At 40.6% G+C, this 26359-nt stretch carries 24 protein-coding genes and 1 tRNA gene; 15 read left to right on the top strand and 10 right to left on the bottom strand.

Annotated elements, in window-relative coordinates; translation table 11 throughout:
- Positions 1-71: 71 nt before the first annotated feature.
- Together H6G76_RS15855 and H6G76_RS15850 are read left to right on the top strand one after the other, a co-directional pair.
- Positions 72-380: a hypothetical protein gene (locus H6G76_RS15855; RefSeq protein WP_190702217.1), complete on the top strand. Its 309-nt coding sequence runs from the start codon at positions 72-74 to the stop codon at positions 378-380.
- A gap of 155 nt (positions 381-535) precedes the next feature.
- The gene (locus H6G76_RS15850) at positions 536-1882 is read left to right on the top strand and encodes a hypothetical protein (RefSeq protein ID WP_190702216.1); all 1347 of its coding nucleotides are present in this window, start codon (positions 536-538) and stop codon (positions 1880-1882) included.
- Positions 1883-2187: 305 nt separating this feature from the next.
- Here H6G76_RS15850 and H6G76_RS15845 read toward each other — a convergent pair whose 3' ends face one another.
- Positions 2188-2886: a Rho termination factor N-terminal domain-containing protein gene (locus tag H6G76_RS15845; protein WP_190702212.1), complete on the bottom strand. Its 699-nt coding sequence runs from the start codon at positions 2884-2886 to the stop codon at positions 2188-2190.
- Entirely contained in the window at positions 2883-4214 is a 1332-nt protein-coding gene (locus H6G76_RS15840) for a ParA family protein (protein ID WP_242056418.1), read from the bottom strand. Before H6G76_RS15840 ends, H6G76_RS15845 begins: the two co-directional genes overlap by 4 nt.
- A 192-nt stretch (positions 4215-4406) precedes the next feature.
- Here H6G76_RS15840 and H6G76_RS15835 point away from each other — a divergent pair, with 192 nt between their 5' ends.
- On the top strand, positions 4407-6500 hold the full coding sequence (locus H6G76_RS15835) for a family 10 glycosylhydrolase (protein WP_190702206.1): 2094 nt from the start codon (positions 4407-4409) through the stop codon (positions 6498-6500).
- 225 nt (positions 6501-6725) lie between these two features.
- Here the strand turns inward: H6G76_RS15835 and hetL are convergent, their stop codons facing one another.
- The 4 genes from hetL to H6G76_RS15815 form a co-directional block, all read right to left on the bottom strand.
- Positions 6726-7439 carry a heterocyst differentiation pentapeptide repeat protein HetL gene (gene hetL / locus H6G76_RS15830; protein ID WP_190702204.1) on the bottom strand — a complete coding sequence of 238 codons (714 nt, stop codon included), beginning with the start codon at positions 7437-7439 and terminating at the stop codon, positions 6726-6728.
- 60 nt (positions 7440-7499) lie between these two features.
- Entirely contained in the window at positions 7500-8639 is a 1140-nt protein-coding gene (locus H6G76_RS15825) for a nitronate monooxygenase family protein (protein WP_190702201.1), read from the bottom strand.
- 134 nt (positions 8640-8773) lie between these two features.
- A complete protein-coding gene (locus H6G76_RS15820; RefSeq protein WP_190702198.1) occupies positions 8774-9136 on the bottom strand; it encodes a helix-turn-helix transcriptional regulator in 363 nt (120 codons plus the stop codon).
- Positions 9137-9228: 92 nt separating this feature from the next.
- Positions 9229-9858, bottom strand: coding sequence for a class I SAM-dependent methyltransferase (locus H6G76_RS15815; RefSeq protein ID WP_190702195.1), 630 nt, complete (start codon positions 9856-9858; stop codon positions 9229-9231).
- 246 nt (positions 9859-10104) lie between these two features.
- Between H6G76_RS15815 and H6G76_RS15810 the strand changes: the two genes are divergently transcribed.
- Complete coding sequence (locus H6G76_RS15810) at positions 10105-11184, top strand: ATP-dependent 6-phosphofructokinase (RefSeq protein ID WP_190702192.1); 1080 nt, start codon at positions 10105-10107, stop codon at positions 11182-11184.
- A 78-nt stretch (positions 11185-11262) separates the two neighbouring features.
- Here the strand turns inward: H6G76_RS15810 and H6G76_RS15805 are convergent, their stop codons facing one another.
- The gene (locus H6G76_RS15805; RefSeq protein ID WP_190702189.1) at positions 11263-11511 is read right to left on the bottom strand and encodes an RNA-binding S4 domain-containing protein; all 249 of its coding nucleotides are present in this window, start codon (positions 11509-11511) and stop codon (positions 11263-11265) included.
- Between the two features lie 345 nt (positions 11512-11856).
- On the opposite strand from H6G76_RS15805, the gene H6G76_RS15800 reads away from it, so the two are divergent.
- The 5 genes from H6G76_RS15800 (at position 11857) to H6G76_RS15780 (ending at position 15912) form a co-directional block, all read left to right on the top strand.
- Positions 11857-12330, top strand: a complete 474-nt coding sequence (locus H6G76_RS15800) for a DUF1392 domain-containing protein (protein ID WP_190702186.1) — start codon at positions 11857-11859, stop codon at positions 12328-12330.
- Positions 12331-12433: 103 nt separating this feature from the next.
- Positions 12434-13564, top strand: coding sequence for a succinylglutamate desuccinylase/aspartoacylase family protein (locus tag H6G76_RS15795; protein WP_190702183.1), 1131 nt, complete (start codon positions 12434-12436; stop codon positions 13562-13564).
- A 195-nt stretch (positions 13565-13759) separates the two neighbouring features.
- Positions 13760-14716: a GTPase Era gene (gene era / locus H6G76_RS15790; protein ID WP_190702180.1), complete on the top strand. Its 957-nt coding sequence runs from the start codon at positions 13760-13762 to the stop codon at positions 14714-14716.
- Between the two features lie 83 nt (positions 14717-14799).
- Positions 14800-15477, top strand: a complete 678-nt coding sequence (locus H6G76_RS15785; RefSeq protein WP_190702177.1) for a response regulator transcription factor — start codon at positions 14800-14802, stop codon at positions 15475-15477.
- 198 nt (positions 15478-15675) lie between these two features.
- Entirely contained in the window at positions 15676-15912 is a 237-nt protein-coding gene (locus H6G76_RS15780) for a hypothetical protein (protein ID WP_190702174.1), read from the top strand.
- A gap of 454 nt (positions 15913-16366) precedes the next feature.
- Here H6G76_RS15780 and H6G76_RS15775 read toward each other — a convergent pair whose 3' ends face one another.
- A complete protein-coding gene (locus H6G76_RS15775; RefSeq protein WP_190702171.1) occupies positions 16367-16936 on the bottom strand; it encodes a DUF3611 family protein in 570 nt (189 codons plus the stop codon).
- A gap of 545 nt (positions 16937-17481) precedes the next feature.
- Between H6G76_RS15775 and H6G76_RS15770 the strand changes: the two genes are divergently transcribed.
- Positions 17482-18393 carry a hypothetical protein gene (locus tag H6G76_RS15770; RefSeq protein WP_190702297.1) on the top strand — a complete coding sequence of 304 codons (912 nt, stop codon included), beginning with the start codon at positions 17482-17484 and terminating at the stop codon, positions 18391-18393.
- 138 nt (positions 18394-18531) lie between these two features.
- Here the strand turns inward: H6G76_RS15770 and nadA are convergent, their stop codons facing one another.
- Positions 18532-19506: a quinolinate synthase NadA gene (gene nadA / locus H6G76_RS15765; protein ID WP_190702169.1), complete on the bottom strand. Its 975-nt coding sequence runs from the start codon at positions 19504-19506 to the stop codon at positions 18532-18534.
- A 195-nt stretch (positions 19507-19701) separates the two neighbouring features.
- Between nadA and H6G76_RS15760 the strand changes: the two genes are divergently transcribed.
- The 5 genes from H6G76_RS15760 (at position 19702) to H6G76_RS15740 (ending at position 24053) form a co-directional block, all read left to right on the top strand.
- The gene (locus H6G76_RS15760) at positions 19702-20631 is read left to right on the top strand and encodes a TIGR04168 family protein (protein ID WP_190702166.1); all 930 of its coding nucleotides are present in this window, start codon (positions 19702-19704) and stop codon (positions 20629-20631) included.
- A 77-nt stretch (positions 20632-20708) separates the two neighbouring features.
- A tRNA-Ser gene (locus H6G76_RS15755) sits at positions 20709-20793 on the top strand.
- A 214-nt stretch (positions 20794-21007) separates the two neighbouring features.
- The gene (locus tag H6G76_RS15750; RefSeq protein WP_190702163.1) at positions 21008-23053 is read left to right on the top strand and encodes a DEAD/DEAH box helicase family protein; all 2046 of its coding nucleotides are present in this window, start codon (positions 21008-21010) and stop codon (positions 23051-23053) included.
- Complete coding sequence (locus H6G76_RS15745; RefSeq protein WP_190702160.1) at positions 23020-23790, top strand: hypothetical protein; 771 nt, start codon at positions 23020-23022, stop codon at positions 23788-23790. The genes H6G76_RS15750 and H6G76_RS15745 overlap by 34 nt, the downstream gene beginning before the upstream one ends.
- 101 nt (positions 23791-23891) lie before the next feature.
- Entirely contained in the window at positions 23892-24053 is a 162-nt protein-coding gene (locus H6G76_RS15740; RefSeq protein WP_190702158.1) for a FitA-like ribbon-helix-helix domain-containing protein, read from the top strand.
- 257 nt (positions 24054-24310) lie between these two features.
- On the opposite strand, the gene pyk is transcribed toward H6G76_RS15740, so the two are convergent.
- Positions 24311-26077, bottom strand: coding sequence for a pyruvate kinase (gene pyk / locus H6G76_RS15735; RefSeq protein WP_190702155.1), 1767 nt, complete (start codon positions 26075-26077; stop codon positions 24311-24313).
- Positions 26078-26359 lie beyond the last annotated feature (282 nt).

The raw sequence follows: 26359 nt of genomic DNA, 5'->3' as shown, positions 1-26359 counted from the left end.
CAAGTTTGAGGGCTTAATTTAGCCTAAATCCCCGTAAACACGCTTTGATTCACAATCAATAGGACAAAATTATGATTCGTAACAGTAAAAAGTATTCAATCAACGTAGACAGAATTGGGCCAGATGTTGGGATTAGCATTTCTGTGGATATAGAAATGAGTCCTGAACTAATCGATTTGGTGTTGCGTGACTTAAAAAGCGATGCCAGAGACTTTCATGAAGCCCGCATCCTGACTGAAATCATCAGCGACCCGATAATTATCTATAGCCTCTGCCAACGTATAGAACAGGTTAAAAATCAAGACACTATATATCCCGAAATCCAGAATGAAGACATGGGCAATCAACAGCTAAGAAATCCCAACTGGACTGGAGCTTGAACACAGCAAACTATACTTTAAACGACTCATGGCTGGACTTTTTAATGCGTGTTTAAGCTTTTAGCAATGATTTAAAAGTAAAGCTCTAAGCCGTTTTTAGGATAACAAAATTTTGCCGTTCTTTACTTATCTATGAACAGTTAAACATCACAAAAATGGCTAATATTGTATCTATTGATGAAAAATATACAGAACTATGGCAAGGCTGCAAGGTGCAATCCAATCTCTTGCCAGAGTTAGAAAAAGTTGCTGAGAAGCTGCATTACGATCGCGGCTTTTACGAGAAAATCGAGTGGTACTATCCCAACTTACCTTGGTATTGGGCAGGAATCTTACACGCTAAGTCGGATTTTGAGGGTACTACGCAATTCTTCGAGCAAATCACGCACAAGCTGAGGAAGATTCAGGGCGAACTGATACCAGCAAAGCTCTCTGCTCGCTTACTCGCCTTTGATGCGTGCAACGACTTTCAGGGCAAAGATAGCCAGGGAATTACGCCGTTTGTTTGGGCTGGGACTAATCACACCAAGACTCTTGATTCGGCTGCTGGTTGTGCAGCAATGTTGTACTTTCTGCAAGCGCTAGGACTCAAAGATGATCAGACCGAGCAGGGACAGTTTAATCTTAAAGTGACTTCTGACTCGGTGTTTAAAAGCTGCTCATTGCCCTCCAACAAGCTTGAGGCATCGGAAAAAACCAGTGTCAAAGCGGGGAGACAGTTGGAAATTACCGAAGTGGCGATCGCCGACGCTCAACATCTCCGAGTTATGCTCAAGGTTCCAGTTCAGGAGCGGCGCATTTGGTTTATCTATGGTGGACACGTCCAGATTGACGGCTGCAAAATCGCCACAGTCCAGACTAAGCCTAAAACTCTAGAAGAGAAAATCGTGGCCTATTGCCAGAGGAAGGGCTACAAAATTGACAAAGAGCCTGGATACAAAAATATTATCTACATCGAAGGCATGAATCCGGACGGAACGCTCAATAACAATGCCCTCAATGTCTGGAACGACCTCCGCATTGTGATTGAGTTTAAAGACGGCAAGCCGAAAATGATTGGCTGTTGGGAAGCCACAACCAACCCAGGCAAGTTCTATACGTACAATCCCTTGAACTCCAAAGGTGCGGCAATTATCGCCTTCGGCCAATATACCGCATGGCAAGTAGGAACTCACGGACAGGCTTGCCCCCATGAAGCTCTTGTGCAAACTGGTGGTTCAGTCACCGTCTACCGCGATGCCAATCGTTCAGGCACGCGTGATAAAGGCGACTCTATGGACTCAGGCTATTTTGGCATTAACCAACATTGGGGAGGTGATAATCCTAAATCCGACGTAGGAAGATGGAGTGCTGGCTGTCAAGTAGGTAGGACAAAACAGGGACATCGAGACTTCATGATTATTGCTAAGTCAGACCCACGCTATCAAGCTAACCGCAAGTTTGTCTTCACTAGTACCATTATTGACGGCAAAGACCTCTTAGCACAGTTCCCTGCAAGTTGATGTTCTCCTGACGACTTATACCATTTTAGATTTTAGAGAATAAAATTGTAAAACACTTGTTGTATAACCGTTTGAGCCATCCATCTGTCGTAATCATTGGTTAAGTGCGATCGCCTGTTCCTAGCAAAATTTTTGAAACTTGAACTTCTCATTCTCATAAAAAGGGTTGCCAAGGTTGCGATCGCATACATAACCTGTACAATAAATGCGATCGCACTAACTCAGAATTAGTAATAGTAATTTAACCATCAAGTACACCATTCAAAGGCTGAACACATCAGTTTTATGGTGTTTGGTGCTTGGCGCTACTTTGAAAGCTTAGTTAATGCTTTCACAAGTTCATCCTTTTTCATCTTACTGATGCCAGTAATACCTTGTTTCTTAGCCATCACTTTTAAATCAGCCATTGACATTGTTTTGAGAGTATCAGTGCCGGTGTCGGTGGTAATATCTGGTGTTGGTTGAGGAGTTAGATAAAAAACTTGTTTTAAAGCATTAAGTTTTGTACCTTTAGTAATGCCACATTTTAGATCCACAATTGGATCTAATGTTTTCCAATATTGACGAGGAGCTTCATCAATTCTGTTTGTTGCGATCGCAGTTTTCACTGTTTTGAGAACGCTATCTGGTTGTTTGACTAAATACTCTAATGCTGACTTAATTTCATCCCTAGATGCTTTAGAGAGATTAATTTTTGGAATTTCTTCCCCAGCAAGTATTTTTGTTACTTCAACTGTCTCATCACTACCATCAGTAATAATGCACCAAACGCGTTCTAAACCAGCAGCTTCTACAACTGCATAAATGAAAGAATTACCAATTACTTGATATTTATCTTCGCCAGTTTCTTTCACAATCACTGGAATCCAATTACGTCCACCTTTTTGGTTAAGCAAATGGGCTGAAGCTTTGATTAAAAACTCAGGCGCATCAGTTCCTTCGCCGGGGTCAATTTCATCTAAATACAAGTGCATTAAATTTCCAACATCGCTGAGGCTACTCATTGTAAAAAATACTCCTTTGCTAGATTTTTGTAATATTCATGAGCAGGTCTATCTCGATAAACCGCAGGAATACGCGAGAAAGCGGCACCAGCTATGTGAGCGTAGCTTGGAACCTCATGAATATATAGGTCTTTTTTGGCATTAGTATATCTGGGATAAAAGTAGGATAGTAAATCAAACCCCTCTTTTTTAGCAGTTTTAAGAATGTTATTAATTTCTTGTTGAGCAACTGACATTTGAGGTAGGGTAATCTTCTCTCCATTAAAGAAAATTGGTAATGGAATAGGGCTACCATCAGATTTTTTATTTTGTACTTCTGGAATAAATTTCTTCATTGCCATCGCTGCATTTTCTAACGAAAAACGATTGTTATGCTTTGTGGGAATGAGAACAACATCAGCCGCATAAACAGCCGATTGGCTAAATACTCGCCAGTTGGGTGGCGAATCTATCAAAATATAGTCATATTCTTGTCTTGACAATTCTAGCTTGCGATAAAGAGTGTTAATTTTGAGGTAATTACGCAAGATAGGTTCAGATTCATTAGTCAGTGCTGGATCAGCAGGGATAACATCAAACCTCAGTTCGATATTATGCCTTTTAAGAGGAAACTTATAAGTATGTATAGTACTTTGAAGTTCTACATCCCTTTCTTTTAAAGCATCAAAGACACTCCCATGATTTAACGGAAGACCTAAAGAGTTTGTTAAATCTTGTTGGTTAGGGTCAAAATCAATTGCTAAAACCTTTTTTCCTAAAACAGTTAATATGGCTGCTAAATTGACAGTAGTAGTCGTTTTACCAACTCCACCTTTGTTGTTATATACTGCAATTGTTAAGGCTTTTGTAGGATTTTCAATTTTTTGTCGAATAGAAGCAATCACCTTATCAATATTATCTGCATCTATTGAAAGACATTTTGTTGCCGGGTAAATTACTTTTTCATGCTTGCGAAACAGTTGAATATGGCAAGAATTAGTAATTATACCCCACTGTACAGTTTTACAATTAGGAGCAAGTAGATAATGCTTCAGTTGATTAACTGTTTTTTGATACTGTGCAGCATCTTCCGATAGGTTAATGTCTCTACCCTTTAATTCCAGCAGAACGTATGGATTTGATTTGGTGTGTAAAAAGACATTATCTCCAATAGTTTTTCTGGCTGCTTTATCAACGTTTCCGTGACCAGTGTTATATTCTGGATAAATTTCTTCAGAATGAAACCCTAAAGCTCTCAACAAGTGAGGAGCAAAAAGGTCGCTTACAATAGCTTCTGCTGCATTTTCGGGAAGCCTTTGCAGTGCCTCTCGAAGACTAACAATTGTCATGCTCATAATTTGGTGGCAACTTTTAGCAATGTCTCAATCTAGTGTTCCCACCTGAAGTAAATTATTTATACGTAAGTTTTTTAACTCAATTGGCTAGAGAAGATTGCCAAATATGAAAATTTATACGAAAGTCCGGTAGCGATCGCGATTGTGTTGCTAGAATCCAGCCAAGCAAACTAGTGGCAATCAACAATGGTCTCTACTACTGCACGTTTCTCGGATATTCAAAATCATTGGGCGCGCCCATTTATTGAAGCCTTAGCAGGGCGGCGCATTTTGAATGGCTATCCTAACGGAACTTTTCGCCCGGATAACTCAGTGACACGTGCTGAGTTTGCGGCAATAATTGCGGCGGTTTTTAATGTATCTGCGAAACGCCAATATACTCCCTTTGTTGATGTCCCGGCAAATCTTTGGGCTGCAAGTGCTATCCAAAAGGTTTATGAAACAGGATTTTTAACTGGCTACCCTGATCAATATTTTCGCCCCAGTAATCGCATCGCTAGGGGCGATGTTTTAGTTTCACTAGTAAATGGTTTAGATATTGCCACTAAAATCCAGCCTGAGTTATTAAATCAATTACCACAAATTTATCAAGACGCAGCTAACATCCCTGGTTATGCTAGAAATCAAGTGGCGGTGGCGACTAGTGCAGGCTTAGTTACTAGCTTCCCTAATATTAAGTTACTTAACTACGCTTCAGCAGCGACTCGCGCAGATGTCGCTGTCATGGTTTATCAAGCTTTGGTTTATCTGGGTAATGTTCCAAAGATTAACTCTGTTTACCTGATCGTACCACCAACAAAAACACCTACATCCACACCCACGCCCACACCTACGCCAATACCAAAACCTACACCAATACCAACACCCATACCTATACCCAGCACCCCACCCAATACAGTCAAAGTTAGCCATACACGCGAGTTTCGCGGGGCTTGGGTAGCTTCTGTGTGGAATAGTGATTGGCCTTCTAAAGCAGGACTACCGGTTGCCCAACAAAAAGCGGAACTGGTGGAAATTGTCACTCAGTTGCAAGCACTCAATTTTAACGCCCTGATTTTGCAGGTACGGCCAGAAGGGGATGCTTTATATGCTTCCGAGTTAGAACCTTGGAGTGCTTGGATTACTGGGACTCAAGGGAGAGCGCCAGAACCATTGTATGATCCTTTGGAGTTTGCGATCGCGGAATGTCACAAGCGCAATATCGAAGTTCATGCTTGGTTCAACCCCTACCGCGCCAAAACCAGCACCAAAGGTTCACCGAATGTCCGTCCGCATATAGCAGTTACTCATCCAGAAGTAGTTTATCAATGGGGCAATCAACTATGGATGGATCCAGGCTCAAAAATTGTTCAAGATAGAGCATACAATGTCATCCTCGATGTAGTGCAACGCTATGACATAGATGGCATTCACTTAGATGATTATTTTTATCCCTACCCTATTCAAGGTCAAGCTTTCCCTGATAATAAAACCTACGCAGCTTACAAAGCAGCTGATGGTCAACTAAGTTTAGATGATTGGCGGCGAGAAAATGTCAATCAAATGGTACTACGCCTCTCTGAAGGAATTAAGGCAGCAAAGCCTTATGTCAATTTCGGTATTAGTCCCTTTGGCATTTACCGCCCCGGACAACCAGCAGGAATTACAGGTTTAGATGCTTACAGTGTGCTGTATGCAGATTCTAAGAAATGGTTAGAGCAAGGCTGGATTGATTATATAGCCCCGCAACTGTATTGGCGCATCGACCAAACCAAACAAAGTTATCCTGTCTTGCTGAGGTGGTGGACAGAAGTTAATCCTAAACAACGGCATATTTACGCTGGTAATAATATTGGACAACTAGACGGTAAAGCTTGGAAAGACGATGAAATTGATAAGCAAATTAAAATTTCTCGTGGTCTAGCACCAAACTTATCATTGGGGAATATGTTCTTCAGTATGAGTGCCATCAAGGAAAATCGTCAAGGTATTGCTGACCAATTTAAAAATGTGATTTATTCTAAACCTGCCCTAGTACCTACCATGTCGTGGCGGAATACAACTCCACCATCCCCACCCAAAGCTTTGCAATTTAAAGATGGTAAACTCAACTGGCAACCAGGCGATAATCAACCTGTGCGTTCTTGGACACTTTATCGGCAGACTGGCGATTTTTGGACACTTGGGCGCATTTTGTCGGCAGGTACAACCTTTGCGACTGTCCAACCAGGAACCTATGCCGTGTGTGCAGTTGATAAGTTTGCGAATGAGAGTTTGGGTGTAGTGATTACAGTTGCTTAACTTGTTTGGTACAGGCAAGTTTAGGTAAAAAGGGTGTAGGGGTAAGTTTTTTTGGCGTTGCATAAATGCGGGATGAATTATCTCACGCAGAGGCGCAGAGTCGCAGAGAGGGTAAGGAGTTTCTGATGTAAGTATATGAAATTTCATTCCCTGATTCAGCAACGTCAATTTTTCTTTATACCCTTACATCCAGCCTCAAAGGAAAACCTCGTTGCGTAAGTATTGTCAATCGTGAACTGTACCATCTGGCATAATTGCTCCTTGTAAATCTGCATCGGTGAGAATAGCACCAGTTAAGTCTGCGCCTTGCAAATTCGCTTTTCGCAAAATCGTGCCGCTAAGATTTGTATAACTCAAATCTGCATTTTTCAAACTAGCCTCAGTGAGATCTGTTGCTAAATTGCCCCACTGTATTGTCCGACTTAAATTAGCTCGACACAATCTTGCACCATCTAAGTTAGCGTGATGCATCGCAGCTGCTCTGAGGTCAGCGTAGCTTAAATCGGCTCCAGTTAAGATTGCATATCCTAAGTCTGTGCGCTGGTTGGAACTAGGACGCAAATCTGCCTGAAATAACAGACATAGAGAAAGATTTGCCGCATTCAAGTTAGCCCCGCATAAACTTGCTTTAATTAAGTTTGCTCGTTCTAAGCTGGTTTGAACTAATTTTGCGCCTGTTAAATCAGCTTCTCGAAGAATAGCAGCATATAAATTTGCTTCACTCAAGTCTGTTCCCCAAAGGATGGCTTCACTTAAGTCTGCTTCTCGTAAGACGGTTTGGCTAAAGTTGCTTTTACCCAACCTTGTTTGGCGTAAATCTGCATGGCTTAAATCTGCACCTGTCAGGTTGGCATTTGTGAATTCTGCTTCTTGCAGATTTACTCGCTGAAAGTTGCGTTTCCCAGCAGCGTAATGTTTAAGAATTTCATCTACATTCATAAATTACTCAACTTTTAATTAATAACTAAATTATGAATTTTCCTCAGAAGTTGTTGACAGCTAATTTACTTCTGAGTACTTGTAATCACCTTCATGTGAAATGTTAGGCGATCGCGTAAGTTCTGCCATCAGTTCAGCGACAGACATCATCCGCTTACTGTTGCTAACATTCGTCCCAGAAAAAATTAGACCATTTTCTACGTCACCACGCGCCGCTTGAGACAGTGCTTGCAATAGGCAATAAGTTTTTCTTTTGTCTCGAAACAAGCACACTTCTAAACAGTTGGCAATACAACGCCCCTCTAATGTTGATGAATCAGTCATGACTTGTTCTGTAAATAAATTACCTAAAGCACGACTGGGTTTGCCTACAGGGCTGGGTACAGTGACAACATCGGTTGCATGGGCTTGGAGATGACGCTCTTTATAACGAGGATCAGCGTCACATTCTAAGGTGGTAATGAAGCGAGTTCCCATTTGCACACCATTTGCACCTATCTGCATCATGCAGTCAATATCGCTGCGATCGCAAATTCCCCCTGAAACAATCAACGGTATCATCACACCAATGTGCTTTTCTAAATAATCGCGCAGTTGCGAAATCACAGTTGCAACTGAAAATCCAGGTGTGTCAGCCTGTTCGCACTGGGTAAAATGTCCGCCAATCATCTGGCAATTTTCGACAATCAAAGCATCGGGTAAACGGTTATATCGACTTTGCCATGTTTGACAGAGAAACTGTGCAGAGTCCACGTTAGCTACAGTTGGTACTAGTGCTACATCAGGATAGTCAACGGTGTACTCTGGTAAACTGAGTGGTAATCCGGCTCCAGTGATGATTATATTTGCACCTTGGGCCGCTGCGGTCTGAGCTAACGCGGCATAATCTTTGGTAGCTACTAAAATATTTACCCCAATGACACCATCGGGACTGATATTGCGGGCTTTTTTTAACTCATCGATTAAAGCGAGTTTATTGGCTGTAAAAAAGCTCTTACGTTTGCGTTTGTCAAAATAAGGAGAATCTAACCCTATTCCCAAAGTAGCAATTACCCCCACTCCCCCAGCATTAGCAACAGCCCCGGCTAAATTTGCTCCCGATACGCGCACAGCCATTGCACCTTGAACAATGGGATACTGAGCAATGTGTTTACCAATCCGCAAGGGATGGAGGATGGAAGTGATCACAGAATTACTCATTAATTAACTAAATAACTGTGGAGTAATTTTAGCATCACGGTGTGACTTATTAGACAGATATAAGTTTGTAACTTGCCTCTAGTGGTTGAAGTTGAACTGCTCGCTAGATTCAGTTAAAATCACCATAATTTGGCTCAAAAGACAGCTTTTTTGTTGCGTAGAGACTTCAAGCTTTCAGCCTGCTGTAAGATGCGTTCACTGATGCGATCGCACACTAATTCACAAAGTTCAAATATCATCGGGTCAGCAATCTCGTAAAAGGCACTAGTACCTTTAGGCTGACGAGTTAAAATCCCCGCTTGAGTCAATACTTTCAGGTGCTTAGAGAGATTCGCCTGACCTAAGCCAGTCACCTCTGCAATCTCCATCACATTCATCGGGCCTAACTTTAGACAAGCCACAATTTGCAATCGGCTAATTTCTGATAGCACCTTGAAATAGTCAGCAACAGCCGCAAGAATTGCCGGATCTGCGCTAGATGGCTTCGTGTTTGCCATAGTAAAATTTAATCACCAGCATTGACAATCGTTTGATAACTAATTGGTATTATAACTAAATGTCAATTAATTGTAAAAATGGTTAATAGTCGCTACATAATCTCAGCTGCTTTTTTTACCGCAAATCCTTTGTAGAGATGAGCCATTAAATCTGGGAAATTCTCTGGTGTGAAGCGTTTTATTTCTACATAGTCAAACTGTTTTTCTACTAATTGTTGAATATTTCGATTGAGGTGACATCCATCGGCTATGACTTTCTGAATAGGTGTCAGCCGATGCTGCCATACTTGTACATTAGGTTTGTCACTCAGCCCATGTTCCACAAAAAAGAATTTACCACCCGGTTTTAGTACTCGATAAACTTCTTTTAATGCTTGCTCCACATTTGCAATACTGCATAAAGTCCAAGTGCTGACTACGCTATCAAATGTATTATCTGCCATAGGCAAATTTTCACTTGATAATAGAAGTTGTTCAACTTTTATCCCAGAGTCATCAATACGCTTTTTTGCCAAAGCATTCATCCCTAGATTCACATCAATAGTGGTAATTTTGTGAATATGTGCAGGATAATAAGCTAAATTTAATCCTGTGCCGAAACCGATTTCTAGAACTTCGCCTGTAACATCTGCGAGTAATTCTTGGCGATATTTAGCTAGATCTGGATCAGATAAACTCCAGTCTAGAAGACGCGGAAAAATAACTTGTGAATAAAACCCCATAATTCTTAACCCTCCATAATTACATTTTATGCTATATGTGCCATCAACCAATACATTTCAGTAGAGACGTTGCATTGCAACGTCTCTACATAATTTTGAACTTTTTTTGAGATTATTGAATATAAATATTAAGCAATTTATAGGTTAATAAACTCCAAATTATTCAAATAAAATATCGCTTTTAAATTGGAAATGAGCAATCTAAATATGGTAAGAGTAATTTACATTTGAAATGTTAATAAATATATGGGTAAAGGTAAGCGGATTGGCATTCTAACTAGTGGAGGAGATTGTTCTGGTTTGAATGCCGTTATCAGGGCTGTAGTTCATTGTGCTTGCGGAAAAGGCTGGGAAGTATTTGGAATTCGTCAAGCAACTCTCGGATTAATGGCGCGTCCACCGCAATGCACGAAACTAGAAATTGAGCAAGTTGACCCACTGTTAACTTCTGGTGGCACAATGTTAGGAACCACCAACAAAGGCGATCCTTTTGCTTTTCCTATGCCTGATGGCAGTATATGCGATCGCTCCGAAGAAATCATTGCCGGCTATCATCAACTAGGGTTAGATGCTTTGATTGGCATTGGTGGCGATGGTAGTTTGGCGATTTTGCGTCGCCTAGCACAACAAGGCGGAATTAATTTAGTAGGTATTCCCAAAACAATTGATAACGATATTGGGATTACTGAACACGCGATTGGATTTGATACAGCCGTTAATATTGCCACAGAAGCACTTGACAGATTACACTTTACAGCCGCTTCTCACAGTCGGGTGATGATTTTAGAAGTTATGGGTCGAGATGCTGGACACATTGCCCTTGCTGCGGGAATTGCTGGAGGCGCAGATGTGATTTTGATTCCCGAAATTCTCTACAATCTTGACCACATTTGCTACAAAATTAAACAACGCCAAGAAGAAGGCAAAAACTATTGTTTAATTATTGTTTCTGAGGCAGTTCGGACTCAAGATGGTGACACTCTCACCATGACAAATCGGTTGGGTCAATGTCGATATGGTGGTATTGGCGAATACTTAGCAGACCAAATTAGCGATCGCATTGGTGCAGAAACACGCGTTACCGTTTTAGGACACATCCAGCGCGGTGGTACAGCTTCACCACTAGATAGATTAGTCGCATCTGCCTTTGGTGTAGCCGCAGTAAATCTGATTGCCGCAGGTAAATATGACTACATGGTGACATGGCAAAATCGCCAAGTTTTTGCTGTACCAATTGCCGAAGCGATCGCTCAATATAGAGCAGTTAACCCAGAAGATACTTTAGTCAAAACTGCCCGTGGTTTGGGTATTTATTTGGGAGAATAATTGACATTTAACAGCTTTTACTATCAGCCTATTCTTACTACCACAAAAGCAGAATTTTTAGCTTAAAAATTTAGTTTTTTACTCAACTTCTTCATCCAAAATTATTGGGTATTCTTCTTCTCTATTCTCTAAATTGACTTCAATAGTCTTTCCTTCTACAGTTACTAAATCACCACGTACTAGTTTTCGTCCTCGCCGTGTTTCAACCAGATTATTTACTTGGACATCGCCACCTTGAATCATCAATTTGGCTTGTCCTCCTGTTGGTGCTATACCCATTAACTTTAAAAATTGACCTAATTTTATTGTATTATCCCTAGGTTTCATAGCAAATAAAAGCACTGCATTTCAATTATAAGCTTTGCTGATGCATAGTCAAAATATACTTTGGTTAAAGTTTTTGAGTGTGCATTTTCTATGACAACTCTAAATCAACCTGTAATACCAATTCGCAATTTGCGGCGGACGCTCGCTGGCTCGTTACCGCAATTAAGAAATCTAGCTCCAGTAAGACTTTTCTGATTTCCATCTGTTGCCTCATTTTAGGGAATTGGTACAATTTCTCATTTTGAAATGGCTCACTGCTAACTATGATCAAGTTAAAAATAAAATTAATTCCGGAAAACAATGGCACAAGTGAGTTTATGTATAAAAAGAGAACACTTAAGTATTATGATTAATCCTATTACCCTTTTAGAATCCTGCTGGCATATTTCTCCTCCCTGGGGCAAAGTTATGCCGCCGCTAGCAGCCCAAATACAAGAGAAAGTCTTTTTATCAAACTCTGATTTGTCAGGATATTGCTACGGGGTTCATTGGGAAAAGCATGAATGGATTTATGCAATTGTTTGCCTGGGTGAAACACTCTATTTACCCCAGCAAGAGTTTTATCCGACAAAAATATTTAATAAAACTGATGTTTCTACTCCTGCTTTTGAATTAGGAGATGTGGTTGAAGTAGATTTTAGCGAACAGCCGACACATAGAATTATTCAAGGCCTTTTTCATCTGAAGAACAATTGGCTTTATGCGGTCGAATGGCGATCGCCTATTCTAGAAGAAACACCCTCCGATCAAAGTGGAATCATCTGGCTGGCTGATGTCGATTTAGTCAAAACAGCGAATGAAAGAGGGACTAGAGGTTAGAGGCTCAGTTATAGTAATAGCGGAGGTAAATAGGATACCGATAAATGAACAAAGTTAGAGTCTAAAATACTTTTAACTCTGTCACCTGTCACCTATAACCTACATGATTCCTCAGATTGAAACCATATTTTTACGTCAAATGGCCTCTGGCGAGCGCCTGTATTTGCAAGTTTACAAATTTATTGGCTCTCATCCAGGTAAAAAGGTTTACATTCAATCTAATTTACACGGTGCAGAAATTGCTGGTAATGCCGTAATTCACCAACTAATTCAATTTTTACTTACTATAAATGATACAGATTTAGTTGGTGAAATTTGGTTTGTTCCTGTTTGTAATCCGATGGGAACAAATGAACGCGCTCAACATTTTTCTCCAGGAAGATACTGTGCTTACGAAGCCAAAGATTGGAACCGGATTTTTTGGGATTATGAGAAAGAAGCTGATGATTTAGTAGAATTTACTAAATCCCAACTTCAGCTTCATCAAGAGGTCGTCCGACAAAATTATCTAACTATAATTAAAAAACAATTTGCAAAAAATTCAGAAAAAATTAATTCTGCCAGCAGTGTGCCTTATACTGAGAGATTTCGTTACCAACTGCAAAGTCTCAGTTTAGATGCAGATTATTTAATTGACTTACATACCTCGACAAATCAAGGTTTAGATTATTTATATTACTTCCGCGATCGCCAAGATAGTGCAGAATACTTTTTGCTCGATTATGGAATATTACTTGACAAATATGATGGCGATGCTTTTGATGAAGCGTTTATCAAACCGTGGTTAGCATTAGAAGCGTGCTTTGAAAGTTTAGGCAGAAAAATTAGATTTGATGTCGAAGCTTGGACATTAGAACTAGGTACGGGAATGCAGATAAATCCCGATTCTGTCGCTAAAGGTGTTCAAGGGATAAAAAACTATTTAGCTTATAAAGGTATATTAAAAATTGCTAACTTTCTCCAGCAGCAACCAGAAAATCATGTAACAGCTTATTTCACCAGCAGCAACAGGACTAAATATTATGCGATCGCTGGCGGCATGATTCAAGCTAGAGTCGAATTAGGTACTATAGTTAAAGTTGGAGACAGATTATATCAAATTCTGAGTTTTAATAAAGAGAGTCAATTGCCTCTGCTAATAGATATATATGCAGAACACAGTGGATTAATTTTTGATATTTCTACTAATCAGGCTGTCAATCAAGGCGAGTTTGTGCTAGGAATTATTTATTAAATGTTTATTGAGTTCTGATTTCAATTTTTTACTATTTGACATTATATTTTAGATATTTAAAGCTAAATATTTTTAGTAGTAGATTAAACTAAAAAAATAACAAGCCACCAACAAGCCAGGTGCATAAATGTTTAGTGTGTATCTGAACCCCAAACCAAATTGTCCCATCTATCAAAATGCGAAGTGGAGTAAAAAGTGACTAGTATTGATAATCACACCTCCTCTTTTTCAGAAGAACTATTGATTCCTCAAGCTCCGCCTGAGTATAAATCGGGCTTTATTGGCATTATTGGTCGCCCAAATGTCGGTAAATCTACCTTAATGAATCAATTGGTAGGACAAAAAATTGCCATTACATCACCAGTAGCCCAAACTACACGCAATCGTTTGCGTGGAATTTTAACGACACCAGAAGCACAGCTAATTTTCGTAGATACACCAGGAATTCATAAACCCCATCATCAATTGGGGGAAGTTTTAGTACAAAATGCCAAAATCGCCATCGAATCAGTAGATGTAGTGTTGTTTGTAGTAGAGGGTACAGCAGCTTGTGGCGCAGGCGATCGCTATATTGCGGAATTACTGACTCGTAGCGATACACCAGTAATTTTAGGACTCAATAAAGCCGACCAGCAACCAGCGAATTCTCAGCCTCTTGATGAAAGTTACCAGCAGCTAGCTGATGCTAATGGGTGGCCGACAGTTAAATTTTCTGCCAAGAGTGGAGCCGGATTGCTAGAACTCCAACAATTGTTAATTGAACATTTAGAAACTGGCCCCTTATATTATCCTCCCGACTTAGTAACTGACCAGCCAGAACGGTTTATTATGGGCGAATTGATTCGGGAACAAATTCTGCTGTTAACCCGTGAAGAAGTACCTCACTCAGTAGCGATCGCCATTGATAAAGTAGAAGAAACACCAGCTATTACCCGCGTACTCGCCACCATCAACGTCGAAAGAGATTCCCAAAAAGGAATATTAATCGGTAAAGGCGGCTTAATGTTAAAAAACATTGGTAGCGCAGCCCGCGAACAAATTCAAAAACTCATATCTGGCAAAGTATATCTAGAACTTTTCGTCAGAGTCCAACCAAAATGGCGGCAATCTCGGTTAAATTTGGCAGAATTTGGCTATCGCGTGGAAAAATAGAGAAGTTAGTCAATAGTCATTAGTCAAGAGTCAAAAGCTGTTGAACTATTGACACTTGACCCTTGACCCTTGACCATAAAAAAATGTCTACCAATCCTAGCCATTTCTTAAATCTGCCGACTGATACTGTCCCATTACGCGTCTTAATTGTCGAAGATGATCCGATGATGCAACTGGGATTAGAACAGTCGTTAATGGCTTATCCTCAGTTAGAGATTGTCGGACAAGCAGAAGATGGTTATTTAGGCGTACAAGCAGCCTTAAAATTAAAACCAAATTTGGTAGTTATGGATATCGGCTTACCCCGCCTAGATGGAATTGCTGCAACCCAGCAAATCAAAGCCGCATTACCAGAAACTCACGTAGTCATGTTGACATCTCACACTACCGAGACAGAAGTAATTGCTGCACTATCAAGCGGTGCAGATGCCTATTGTATAAAAGGTGCGAGTGTAGAAAGACTATTAAAAGCGATCTCAGCTGCCGTTGATGGTGCAACTTATTTAGATCCGCAAATAGCACGGCGTGTAATTGACAATCTCAAACCTCCCGCAAATCAGGGAAACGCCGCTAACTTATCAGCAAGAGAATTAGAAGTTTTAAAACTGATGGTAGAAGGTTTGAGTAACCCAGAAATCGCCGAAAGGCTTTATCTCAGCCCCAACACTGTGAAAACTCATGTTCGGGGAATTATGAACAAACTAGCAGTAGACGATCGCGTTCAAGCCGCCGTAGTTGCATTGCGATCAGGTTTAGTGTAGTTACAATATTTTCTATAGAAGTAATCCAAATTCTCAAATCCAAACTTATTTGGCTCTATCTTTAGGATGACAATTTGAATCTGTCAGTTGAAAAACAATTACTATATCAGAAAAACAATTCCTATCTCAGGATAGAAAACTTTCGTGGCATTGAAACCTATTCTAAAAGTATAAACAACTTAAAGAAGGTACAAATTCATGTCAACAGATCCTAAAGATAATCGTCAAGAAGATACTAAATACGATGCTCAGGATAACCCTGGAACCAGAACCAATGTACCAACCACAGAAGAAGGCGATACACCTATCGACGAAAGATATCGCATGACTGGTCAAGAATCTGGTACTGATGTTCGTCAAGGTGCAGAACCAGAAGCAGCTGGCGGTACAGTAACTACACCAGGTCTGCCCAATCAAGGAACAGAATCTCGTTAAAACGATTCTTAGAATTTTTTGGTGGCACATTTGTTTGATATGGCTTTCTGGCTATCAAAGCCTATTCAAGAATTGTTCCTTATTGTGCTACCAATATCCTAAACATTAATTTTTTGATTGTTGCGATTTTTTTCCTTATTGATACGAATTTCTCTCGTATATAGAAACAACTGTTGATTTTTCAATTTTAAAATTGGCAGTAAAAGATTCCCTATTTCTTCTTCAAGGAATAGGGAATCTTTTTATTACCCATTATTATGTAAATAAGAAATTTCACTTCTACTGATCACTCGGCTTAAAAAACACAAGTTTTATGCAAAACTTTCTATATCCTCGCAAAACTTAATTAACGGGACTTAAACAAAAATTCAGCCCACTCTAATTTCCTTGACAACCCTTTTCCCTGCACTCTTACGCCCTGTATCAAACTTCAAGTGAAACGGTATAAGTCCTGTTAGTGTTTATTCACCCTTTCTATTAGCCACAAAGAAGCAACTGTACCTATAAAGTGAGCCGTAATTCCATTGATATTTGCTACCGCGACAAACACATCTAACGCGCGGATAATTTTGTTGGGGTCAGTTATTGCTACGCCAGGTGGTTGAGAAATCGATTTTGCTACCAAAACGCCTAAAGTTGAGCCAGTACCCAACAGAGTTAACAGTATCCCGACTAAACTGACAATTAACCCTAACCTCAGGGCTGCGATCGTATCTGCCTTACTAGGGTGCAAAGCGTGATTGGGATTACCTAAACGTTTACCGAGACGAGTATAACGAAAATCCCAGTAAACGCTAAATAATAAAGCAATGATGCCAGCGATCGCCCAGAATACACCAATTCCCAAACCTGCATTCGGTTGGTCGGTAAAGTTCCGCCCAGTATAGGCAAATAAAACTGTTATACCAGAAACTACAGCTAGTCCTAGTTGTATCCAGAAAGTAACCCAGCCCGTCAAGCGAATAGTGTTACCAATTCCTTGAAGCGATGGTGCTACAGTTCTCACTTCTGTTTCGGTCTGCATATTAATGTCCATCTGATTGGCATATCCCTAATTTCCCAGCATATTTGGGCTTATATTGATATACGCCCACCCGCAGGCAGAACCCTCTAACTATCTTGAGTTAGAAATGCACCTATACAGTAGTTGGTTGGAATTTAAGCCTCTTGAAGAATTCGCAGAGAATCGACAACAAGAAAGACTAGCAAAGCAGAAAACTGAGGAGAAAGCAAGATTAAAACGGTATCACATAGAAAAATTCAAAAAGAAGTTGAAAATGCTCGGTATTAATCCTGATACTATTTAGACGTGCAGAACTTTATACTACGAAAGTAATGTTTATGGTGCTTGATCAATCAGTTACCTTGATGAGTAACGCTAACTGGTAATAGTGGTTTATTTCTGCTCAAAGCAGAGAGAAGCTGAATTTTAAAGATTTTGTTTGGCAACTCATATATTTACTCATAAAATCAAATACAAGCTAAAGTTCCACCGAACAGAAGCCTAAGTATATAAGTCCGGTAATAAATCAGGGTTAAAAAGCTATCACGAAAACTCAAATGCTAGAAATGGTAGATCGGATAAACGATATTGCTTGGCAAGCTCACCAAGGTAGCGTTGCAGCGATTATTCAATTATTAAATGAAAAGCTAGCCGAGTCTGGTGTGAGAACCAGAGCTATTTTTGCTGATGGAGTGTTACAACTGCTCTGTGAGGCATCTAAAATAGAGCAACTTGAGCAATCAAGCCTAGTAGAACAAATCCAGCAAATTCTGGAATCTATCGCACCCCGCAACATTCGCCGAGTTAATATTAATAGTCGAATCGTTCGAGAAGCACAGTTACTTTGGTTAAAGGATATTTATAACGGCGAAAATCAAGTACTGTGGTCACAGGAAATTACCTTAACAAAACCACATACTTTCAAGCAAATAATTGAGGACTTGGCAGAAGCTAAACATGAACTGGCACAATCTAGTGTACGCAAAGGTAAATCTTCTCGTACTTCAGTTTTAGCTAACCAGAATAAGCGTAAATATGTACCTAAATCTAAAATGCCAGCAGCCATAAGTTTGGGCTTATTGTTGTTGTTAGGTTGGGTTGTATATTCTCAGTTAGGAGATAAACTGAAAATTTTCATCCAAGTAGACAATTCAAAGCCTGTTACTACGGCAAATGCTAAAGCAACTAAGTCAGCAGGTAGTACCACTAAAAATAATTTTGTTAGCACTGCTGAACAAGATGATCCTTTTGGGTCTGCTGTGAGAATTGCCAACCAAGCAACTATAGATGGTAAAACAGCTACAACCTCAATTCAGTGGTTAGATTTGGCAGCTAAGTGGCAGCGAGCATCTGATTTAATGGGTGTAGTGCCAACTACTCATGTCCGATATAAAGAAGCGCAAATACGGACTAAGTTATACAGAGAGTATAGTGAAACCGCGCAGAAAGAGGCAGAAAAAAGTAAACCTAAATCTTAATTATCTGCGTTTCATTGACAACGGCAAAGGACAGAAGCAAGCACAATTTTTAGTTTGGTTTAAGCACACAGAAGTTTAAAATAATGAATTTATTATTAATCTGAAGAGAGGCGATCGCCTCTCTTCAGTATTATGAAACTAAGCACTCATCTCTAACATCCGTTGCATTGGTCGCAAAGCGGCGACGCGAGTATCTTCAGACATCGTAATTTCAGGCGCGCGGTTTTTCATCGCCAAATATAGTTTTTCTAGTGTATTTAACCGCATAAACGGACACTCATTACAATTACAATTATTTGTCGGTGGCGCAGGTATAAAGTGTTTTTCAGGAGCGAGTTTTTGCATTTGGTGAATAATACCTGGCTCCGTGGCGACAATAAATTCCTGGCTAGGACTGGTTTGGCAATATTTGAGCAAAGCTGCTGTCGAACCAATATAACTGGCGTGGCGTAATACGCTGCTTTCACATTCTGGATGAGCGATCGCTTCCGCTTTTGGATGTGCTACTTTTAACTGTACAATTTTCTTTTCCGAAAAAGTTTCATGCACAACGCAACTACCTTGCCATAGCACCATATCTCGCCCAGTTTGTTCCATCACATAACGCCCTAAGTTACGGTCTGGAGCAAAAATAATCGGCTGGTCTTTTGGTATTTGCTGTACAATCTTCACCGCATTGGAACTGGTGCAGATAATATCACTCATCGCCTTAATTTCGGCAGAGCAATTAATATATGACACCACCAAATGATTAGGATGGGCAGCCTTAAAAGCGGCAAATTCTTTTGGTGGACAGCTATCTGCTAAAGAACAACCAGCATCTAAATCCGGTAAAAGCACCAACTTATCAGGGTTGAGTATCTTGGCTGTCTCTGCCATAAAATGAACACCAGCAAAGACAATTACATCTGCATTAGTCTGCGCTGCTGCTCTAGCTAGTTGTAATGAATCACCAATAAAGTCTGCAATATCTTGAATATCTGGCTCTTGATAATAATGCGCTAAGACGACCGCGTTGAGTTCTTTTTTGAGATTCTCAATAGCAGCAAATAAATCTAGTGGTAGCCCACCCGGTTGGGTTTTGTTTGTTTGTGCAAATGCAGTTGTAAACACAGTTAGAGGTTGCTTTGGGTTGCAAATGTTTTGTCCAGTGCATCAATTATAGTAGTTTTTACCAAAAATAGAAGTGGTCATTTGTCATGAGTCAATATTCCATAGTCAAAAGTTATTTTCCTCTACTCCCCTATTCCCTACTCCCCATTCCCCACTCCCTCTTCTATGCTGGAGATATACGGCAAGGAAAGCGGCATGACCAGTCAGAAAAATCAATCAAAAAATCTCAAAATTGCTGTAGTGGGCGATGTTCACGACCAATGGGAAGCGGAAGATGGCATCGCACTCAAGCATTTAGGCGTTGACTTAGTGCTGTTTGTAGGAGATTTCGGCAATGAATCCGTGGAAGTGGTGAGAGCGATCGCTTCGGTGGAAATTCCCAAAGCAGCAGTCATGGGCAACCACGATGCTTGGTACACAGCAACAGAATGGGGGCGGAAAAAGTGTCCCTACGATCGCAATAAAGAAGACTGGGTGCAAGAACAACTTGATTTATTGGGTACAGCCCATGTCGGTTACAGTAAACTCGATTTTCCAGAGTGGAATTTAACTGTAGTTGGTGGTCGTCCTTTTAGTTGGGGTGGTCATGAATGGAGATTTGCTGACATCTGCAAAGACCGTTATGGCGTGACAAATCTGGAAGAATCAGCCCAGAGAATATTTGCATCAGTGAAAAGGGCAGCCTGTGAGACAATAATCTTTCTCGGTCATAACGGGCCGAGTGGATTAGGCGATCGCCCCGAAGACCCCTGCGGTAAAGACTGGCATCCCATCGGCGGCGACTTTGGCGACCCAGATTTTGCCGAAGCGATTTCGCAAGCGATTACGACTGGTAAAAATATTGCTTTGGTGACATTTGGGCATATGCACCACACACTGCGGCACACCAAGAAAGAAACCCGAAAACCCATCTTTAGAAGCCCAGAGGGGACAATTTACTTAAATGCCGCCAGCGTACCAAGAATTGTAGAGAACGAAGGCGAAAAGCTGCGTAATTTCTCAATTGTTTGCCTAGAGGCGGGTGAGGTCACACAAGCTTCCTTAATTTGGGTAGGGAATGATTTTCGGGTTGCTTCTGAAGAAATTTTCTACAAGCGATCGACTTCAGTAGTGCAACCAGCGTAGATGTAAGATATAGTATTATCTGTCAGCTTTATTGCTCACCCAAAAAAGTAGGGTAACAATAGCTCGACAGTTAATTTGGAGAGGTGGCAGAGTGGTCGATTGCGTCCGACTTGAAATCGGATGAGGCTAAAACCTCCGGGAGTTCGAATCTCCCCCTCTCCGTTGAAGAATTAAAGCTAGCTTATCTATTGTTGCGTAAAACATGAAATGTTTATTGCACAGTAATCATACTGAGCAATTTCTGCTAAATTAACAGCTAGTTGGCAATCGTCCCCTAATTGGTCTTTCCAGAACTAACTGTCCCAAAATAGAATCGTTAACAGAACGCTTGTACTATTATAGTGTATGTGAGTTAAATACTGGAGGAATTTTTTAGATGGTAAAAGAGAGTCGTTTCCTCCGGTCGAAACGACTACGCGCCAGCCTCTGGTATGCGGCTGATGGAAAGTGTCAACTGTGCGGGTGCGATATGCCTTCTGATTGGCATGCAGATCATATTGTTCGGTGGATAGAAACTCACCGAACTAATGTTCATGAAATGCAGGCATTATGCCCTCAGTGCCATTACACAAAAACCGCACAAGAGAATAGAAAAATGACAACTGCCAAGCAACTCGACTTATTTTCACAACCTTCCCATCAGCCGCTAACTCTAAGAAAGCACCAAGCCGAGTTTTTAGAGATTTGTAAACTTATTAAGGCAGGGCGACCTATTAAAAAAATTCTCATGTTGGTTACACCAGGAGGTGGTAAAAGCTTAATTCCAGTAATTGCTGCCGTGCAACTAATTCCGAATCAACCTTTGCAGGGAGGCTTTCATGGAAGTATTGCTGATGCAATATGTTGGATAGTGCCAAGACGAAATTTACAAAGGCAGGGAGAAGAAAATTTTGATGATCCTTTTTTTAAAGAACACTTAGCTCATCAACACAGAGTGATGGCTAATAATAACGAACCTAACCCATGTAAGGGAATGTCAGGCTATGTAGCTACATACCAAGCAATAGCAGCTAACCCTGACCTTCATGCTCACGAATTTCGACGCAAACGCTACATTCTCGTTTTAGATGAGTTTCATCATGTTGAAGAAGGGGGAATTTGGCATAGACATTTACAACCATTAGTAGATGAAGCGGTTTTGCTAATACTCGTAACAGGAACTCATGTGCGTGGAGATAGCCAGCAAATTGCATTTATGCCTTACAAACAAACTTCTAGTGGTCTTACTCCTAATCTGTCAAACACAGAGGATACAGTAGTTCTTGAATATACACGAAGTCAAGCTCTCAGAGAACGTGCTATTGTCCCTCTTCATTTTGAGTGGGGAGATGGAGAGGCTGAATGGATTGATCAAGCTGGACAGAGATGTTCAGTACCGAGTTTTACAGAAGCTGGAGATTATACAGGTATAGCACTTCAAACAGCACTGAAAACAGGATACGCTCGTCAGTTATTAAAAAACTGTGTTGATAATTGGCAACAATATAAAACAAACAATACTCGCTCCAAATTACTTGTACTTGCACCATCAATTTCAACAGCTAATCAGTATCTAGATTGGTTAAAAGAGCTAGGGATTAACACGGCTGTTAAAGCAACAAGTGATGAATCCAAAGAAGCACAATCTGCAATTAAAAAATTTAAGAAAGACTACCAACCAAGAGATGTAAAAGCAGTTGATGTTTTAGTAACAGTGGCAATGGCTTACGAAGGTCTTGATGTTCCAGCAATTACACATATTGCTTGCTTAACTCATATAAGAAGCGTACCTTGGCTAGAGCAATCATGGGCAAGAGCGGCAAGAGTCGATAGGAAAGCAGGACATTTAAAAAATTTAGGATTAATTTTTATTCCTGATGATCAGTTAGCTCGTCAGTGTGTGGAAAAAATTATTACAGAGCAAGAGGTTGTTGTCCAAGAAAAAGAGCATAATAAAAGAAAAATATCTGATGTTGGTAATAGCAGCAATGAAGAAAATCACAATATACAAAGAAATAATTCTATTATTCCTCTAACTTCCAGTTTGACACGCTCAAGAGCATCCGACTTAAGTACTGGGGAATCTGTTGACTATCTAGAAACAGAAATAATTCAATCAACTGCACAGATATTAGGAATTAGCAGTAGCACCATTAATTTGAAACGTTTTATAGAAATATATAACTCAAAATTAGTTAACACAGAGCTTGACCCTTTAGAAAAACCCTCAATGGAAGTGTTAACTCCAAGTGAAGAATTAGAGATTATTCGAGACAAAATTGAGACCCATGTTCGTAAATATGCAATTAAAAATGGAAAAGAATTTAAATCTATAAATGGAGAAATTGTCAGTTATTTTGGCAAGTCTCGTAAAAAAATGGAAATCGAAGAATTAGGGAAAGTGTGGGCATGGCTACAAAAGAACTATCCAGTAACAGATTGAAAGCTCACATAGAAACTTTAGGAAATGCTGGTGATCTAACAGCACCAGCTGGTTCACGGCCTTGGGCAATTGCTGTCCGTTTAGAGATGCAGGCAGTCTTACATGATGCGGCGTTTAATGCTCAACAGTTAAAAGCATGGCGGGATTTAATAAAGCAATATGATGGTTATCAGCAGTTGGTTGATGAGCATGGAAAGCCTTTCAATTCCTATGAAGAGTTATGCAAAGCACAGCCACCTTTTGGATTTGGTTGTGAACCATCAGATATTGACAAAATTATTAGGGAACTAGAATTAGCTAATGAAAAGACTTTTGATATAAAAACGTTACCACTTCAGTATGGCGGAAATCCAAAAGGGTATTTACAAAGATTTTCTCAAGTAGTTCAGGCATATCCAGATAATCAACCAATCAATGTAGAAAAAATTAGGGAAGTATTGCACCTGGCATCCAGTAAAGCACACATTTGGCGAAAACGTTGGCATGAACTCGGATGGATTGAACTAATATCAGGTAAAAAACGTGGATATTATCAAATCACTGAGGAGGGACGGAAAGTAGTTAAAGAATGGTTAGAAAAAGTACCATCTCCTATTATTAAAGGAGGTTTGTGGCTTAATATACCTCGACATAACCCTAAAAAAGCAGCAGAACAACTAATTAAAGCTTTGGACTCAGAACAATTAGAAGAACTCTATAGTTTAATCGGGCAATCTCTTAATCGAGACTGTTTATAAAATTTTTGATTGCTCATTGATTTGTAAGAAATCGCTCCCTCACCCCTCCCCAACTCCCATCGTGGTACTATTACCAATAAATTATTGTGGGAGGTCAAGTAATGGCTACCCTTCATGCGCTGAATATACCCGATGAGTTATACGCACAACTGCAAGAGTTAGCTAAAGCAGAAAATAGCTCAGTTGAAGCTCAAATTATTAAAATCTTGCAGAAGGCTTTGCAGGAAAAAACGCAATTAATAGAAGAAAGACGAAGCATATAGAACTTATCTTACTGACTCTCGATGCAAAACTAGTGAGAGCGTTAAATAATTCATTTAATAATATTGGCTCGTTTAATGATTTTGAGGTTCCGCCGTTATCGTCAATATAATTTTCAGTTTCACGCAGAGGCGCAGAGGCGCAGAGAGTTGTAAGAGATTTTTACCAATTAAGTATGATTTTGCCCTTACTTCTTTCTTCTGCGCTCTGACTTGAAAGTGCTGAGTAAAATACTAGCCTCTAGCCTCTAATCTCTCTTTTAAGCTGTTCCTACTGCACCAGAGTAAATTAAACCCCGTTGCACATCGAGTGTGAGAATTGCGCCATCACGAATTACTTGTGTTGCTTTCTTCACGCCAACAATCACAGGTACACCCAAACGCAAGCCAATCACGGCTGCGTGGCTGGTGAGGCTTTCTTCTTCGGTGATGATACCGGAGGCTTTGCGAATTGCATCGACAAAATCGGCACCAGTGCGGGGTGCAACTAAGATATCCCCAGGGTTAAAGTTACTGACATCCATACCTGTGTGAGCAACTCTAGCGCGACCACTCACAGAACCTTGTCCTAGTCCAATTCCATGACCGAGGACAGCTGTCACTACCTCAACTTTAATTAAGTCGGTAGAACCAGAAACGCCTTGCAGAGTACCAGCAGTCATTACTACTAAATCGCCTTCAAACAGGTATTTATGCTCTTCAGCAACGTTAATTGCGGCTTGGAATGTCTGACCAGTAGAGGGTAAACCCAAGACTAGTAGCGGTTTCACTCCCCAGACAAGTTGTAACTGTCTTGCGACGTTGACATGGGGTGTCACCGCCAAAATCGGTGTGTTGGGACGGAATTTAGAAACGTTGCGTGCTGTTGCTCCGGTTTGGGTTAAGGTCATAATTGCAGCTGCACCCAAGTTTTCGGCAATTTGACCTACGGCTTGGCTGATGGCGTTGGGAATAGAACGTCTGCTGTCTCTCAGCTGGCGTGTTGGTGAGTTGCGTTCTTCTTGTTCAATACGTTCCGCAATTCTAGCCATTGTTGCTACTGCTTCTACTGGGTAGCTACCCACAGCAGTTTCGTTAGACAGCATGACTGCATCCGTACCATCTAAAATTGCGTTGGCTACGTCTGATACTTCGGCACGCGTAGGACGAGGATTGCTCACCATGCTATCTAGCATCTGGGTAGCGGTGATGATGGGAATCCCTAAGCGGTTGGCTGTAGCAATTAACCGCTTTTGCAGTACAGGGACATCTTCGGCTGGTAGTTCTACCCCTAAGTCACCTCTAGCCACCATTACGCCATCACACAAAGCTAAAACTGCTTCCATTTGTTCAATGGCTTCGTGTTTTTCGATTTTGGCAATGACTGGGACTTGCTTACCTGTACTAGAAATTAGTTCTTTGATTTCGATTAAATCTTGGGGGTTGCGGACAAAGGAAAGTGCTACCCAGTCTACACCCTGATCTAGACCAAACATTAAGTCCTCGCGGTCTTTGTCGGTCATGGCTTTAATTGACAGGTAAACCCCTGGAAAGTTTACACCTTTATTATTAGATAGTTTGCCGCCGACGGTGACACGGCAATGTAAATCACCTTTTTCGCGGTGGGTTTCTTCCACCACCATTTCTACTCGCCCATCATCAAGGAGAATTTTGGCTCCGGTTGGGACTTCTTCTGCCAAATATTCGTAGGTGATGCAGCTAATTTCTTGCGTACCTACTACTTGACGATTGGTGAGGATGAAGCGATCGCCTTTTGCTAACACTATAGACCCATTTTCAAACCGCCCCAAGCGAATTTTTGGCCCTTGCAAGTCTTGCAAAATTGCCACTGGCTGATTGAGTTCAAAGGCAGTTTGCCGAATTAGGCGAATATTACGCTGATGGTCGGCATGAGTACCATGAGAAAAGTTAAGGCGCAGGGTCGTTGCGCCTGCTTCAATAATCGCCTTGAGCATTTCTGGGCTGCTGGTAGCGGGGCCAATTGTAGCGACAATTTTTGTCCGACGTAATGAATCTCTTAATTGCATAAGGGCTGAGTTTAGGGAGTTTGTTAAGCAGTCATAGTAAGTTAAGGGAGATGCTGTATTCCGTTACTGCCACATCAATAAATTTAAGCAGTTAGCGAGGGGCAGATAAAGAGTGGAATTAGACAAATGATTACTTATTTTTCCCTCTGATTTTTCTTAGAAACTAGAGGACAGAATAGCTATCGTACACTAATCTTGGTCTCCTCCCCCTTAGGGATGATTTATTTCACCTCTACTCTTTGCTAACTGAGTGACACACCCTACTGATCAGCAAATACTTGG

The organism is Nostoc sp. FACHB-152, from assembly GCF_014697475.1.
Classification (GTDB): domain Bacteria; phylum Cyanobacteriota; class Cyanobacteriia; order Cyanobacteriales; family Nostocaceae; genus Nostoc_B.
This window is presented reverse-complemented; position numbering and strand designations above follow the sequence as displayed.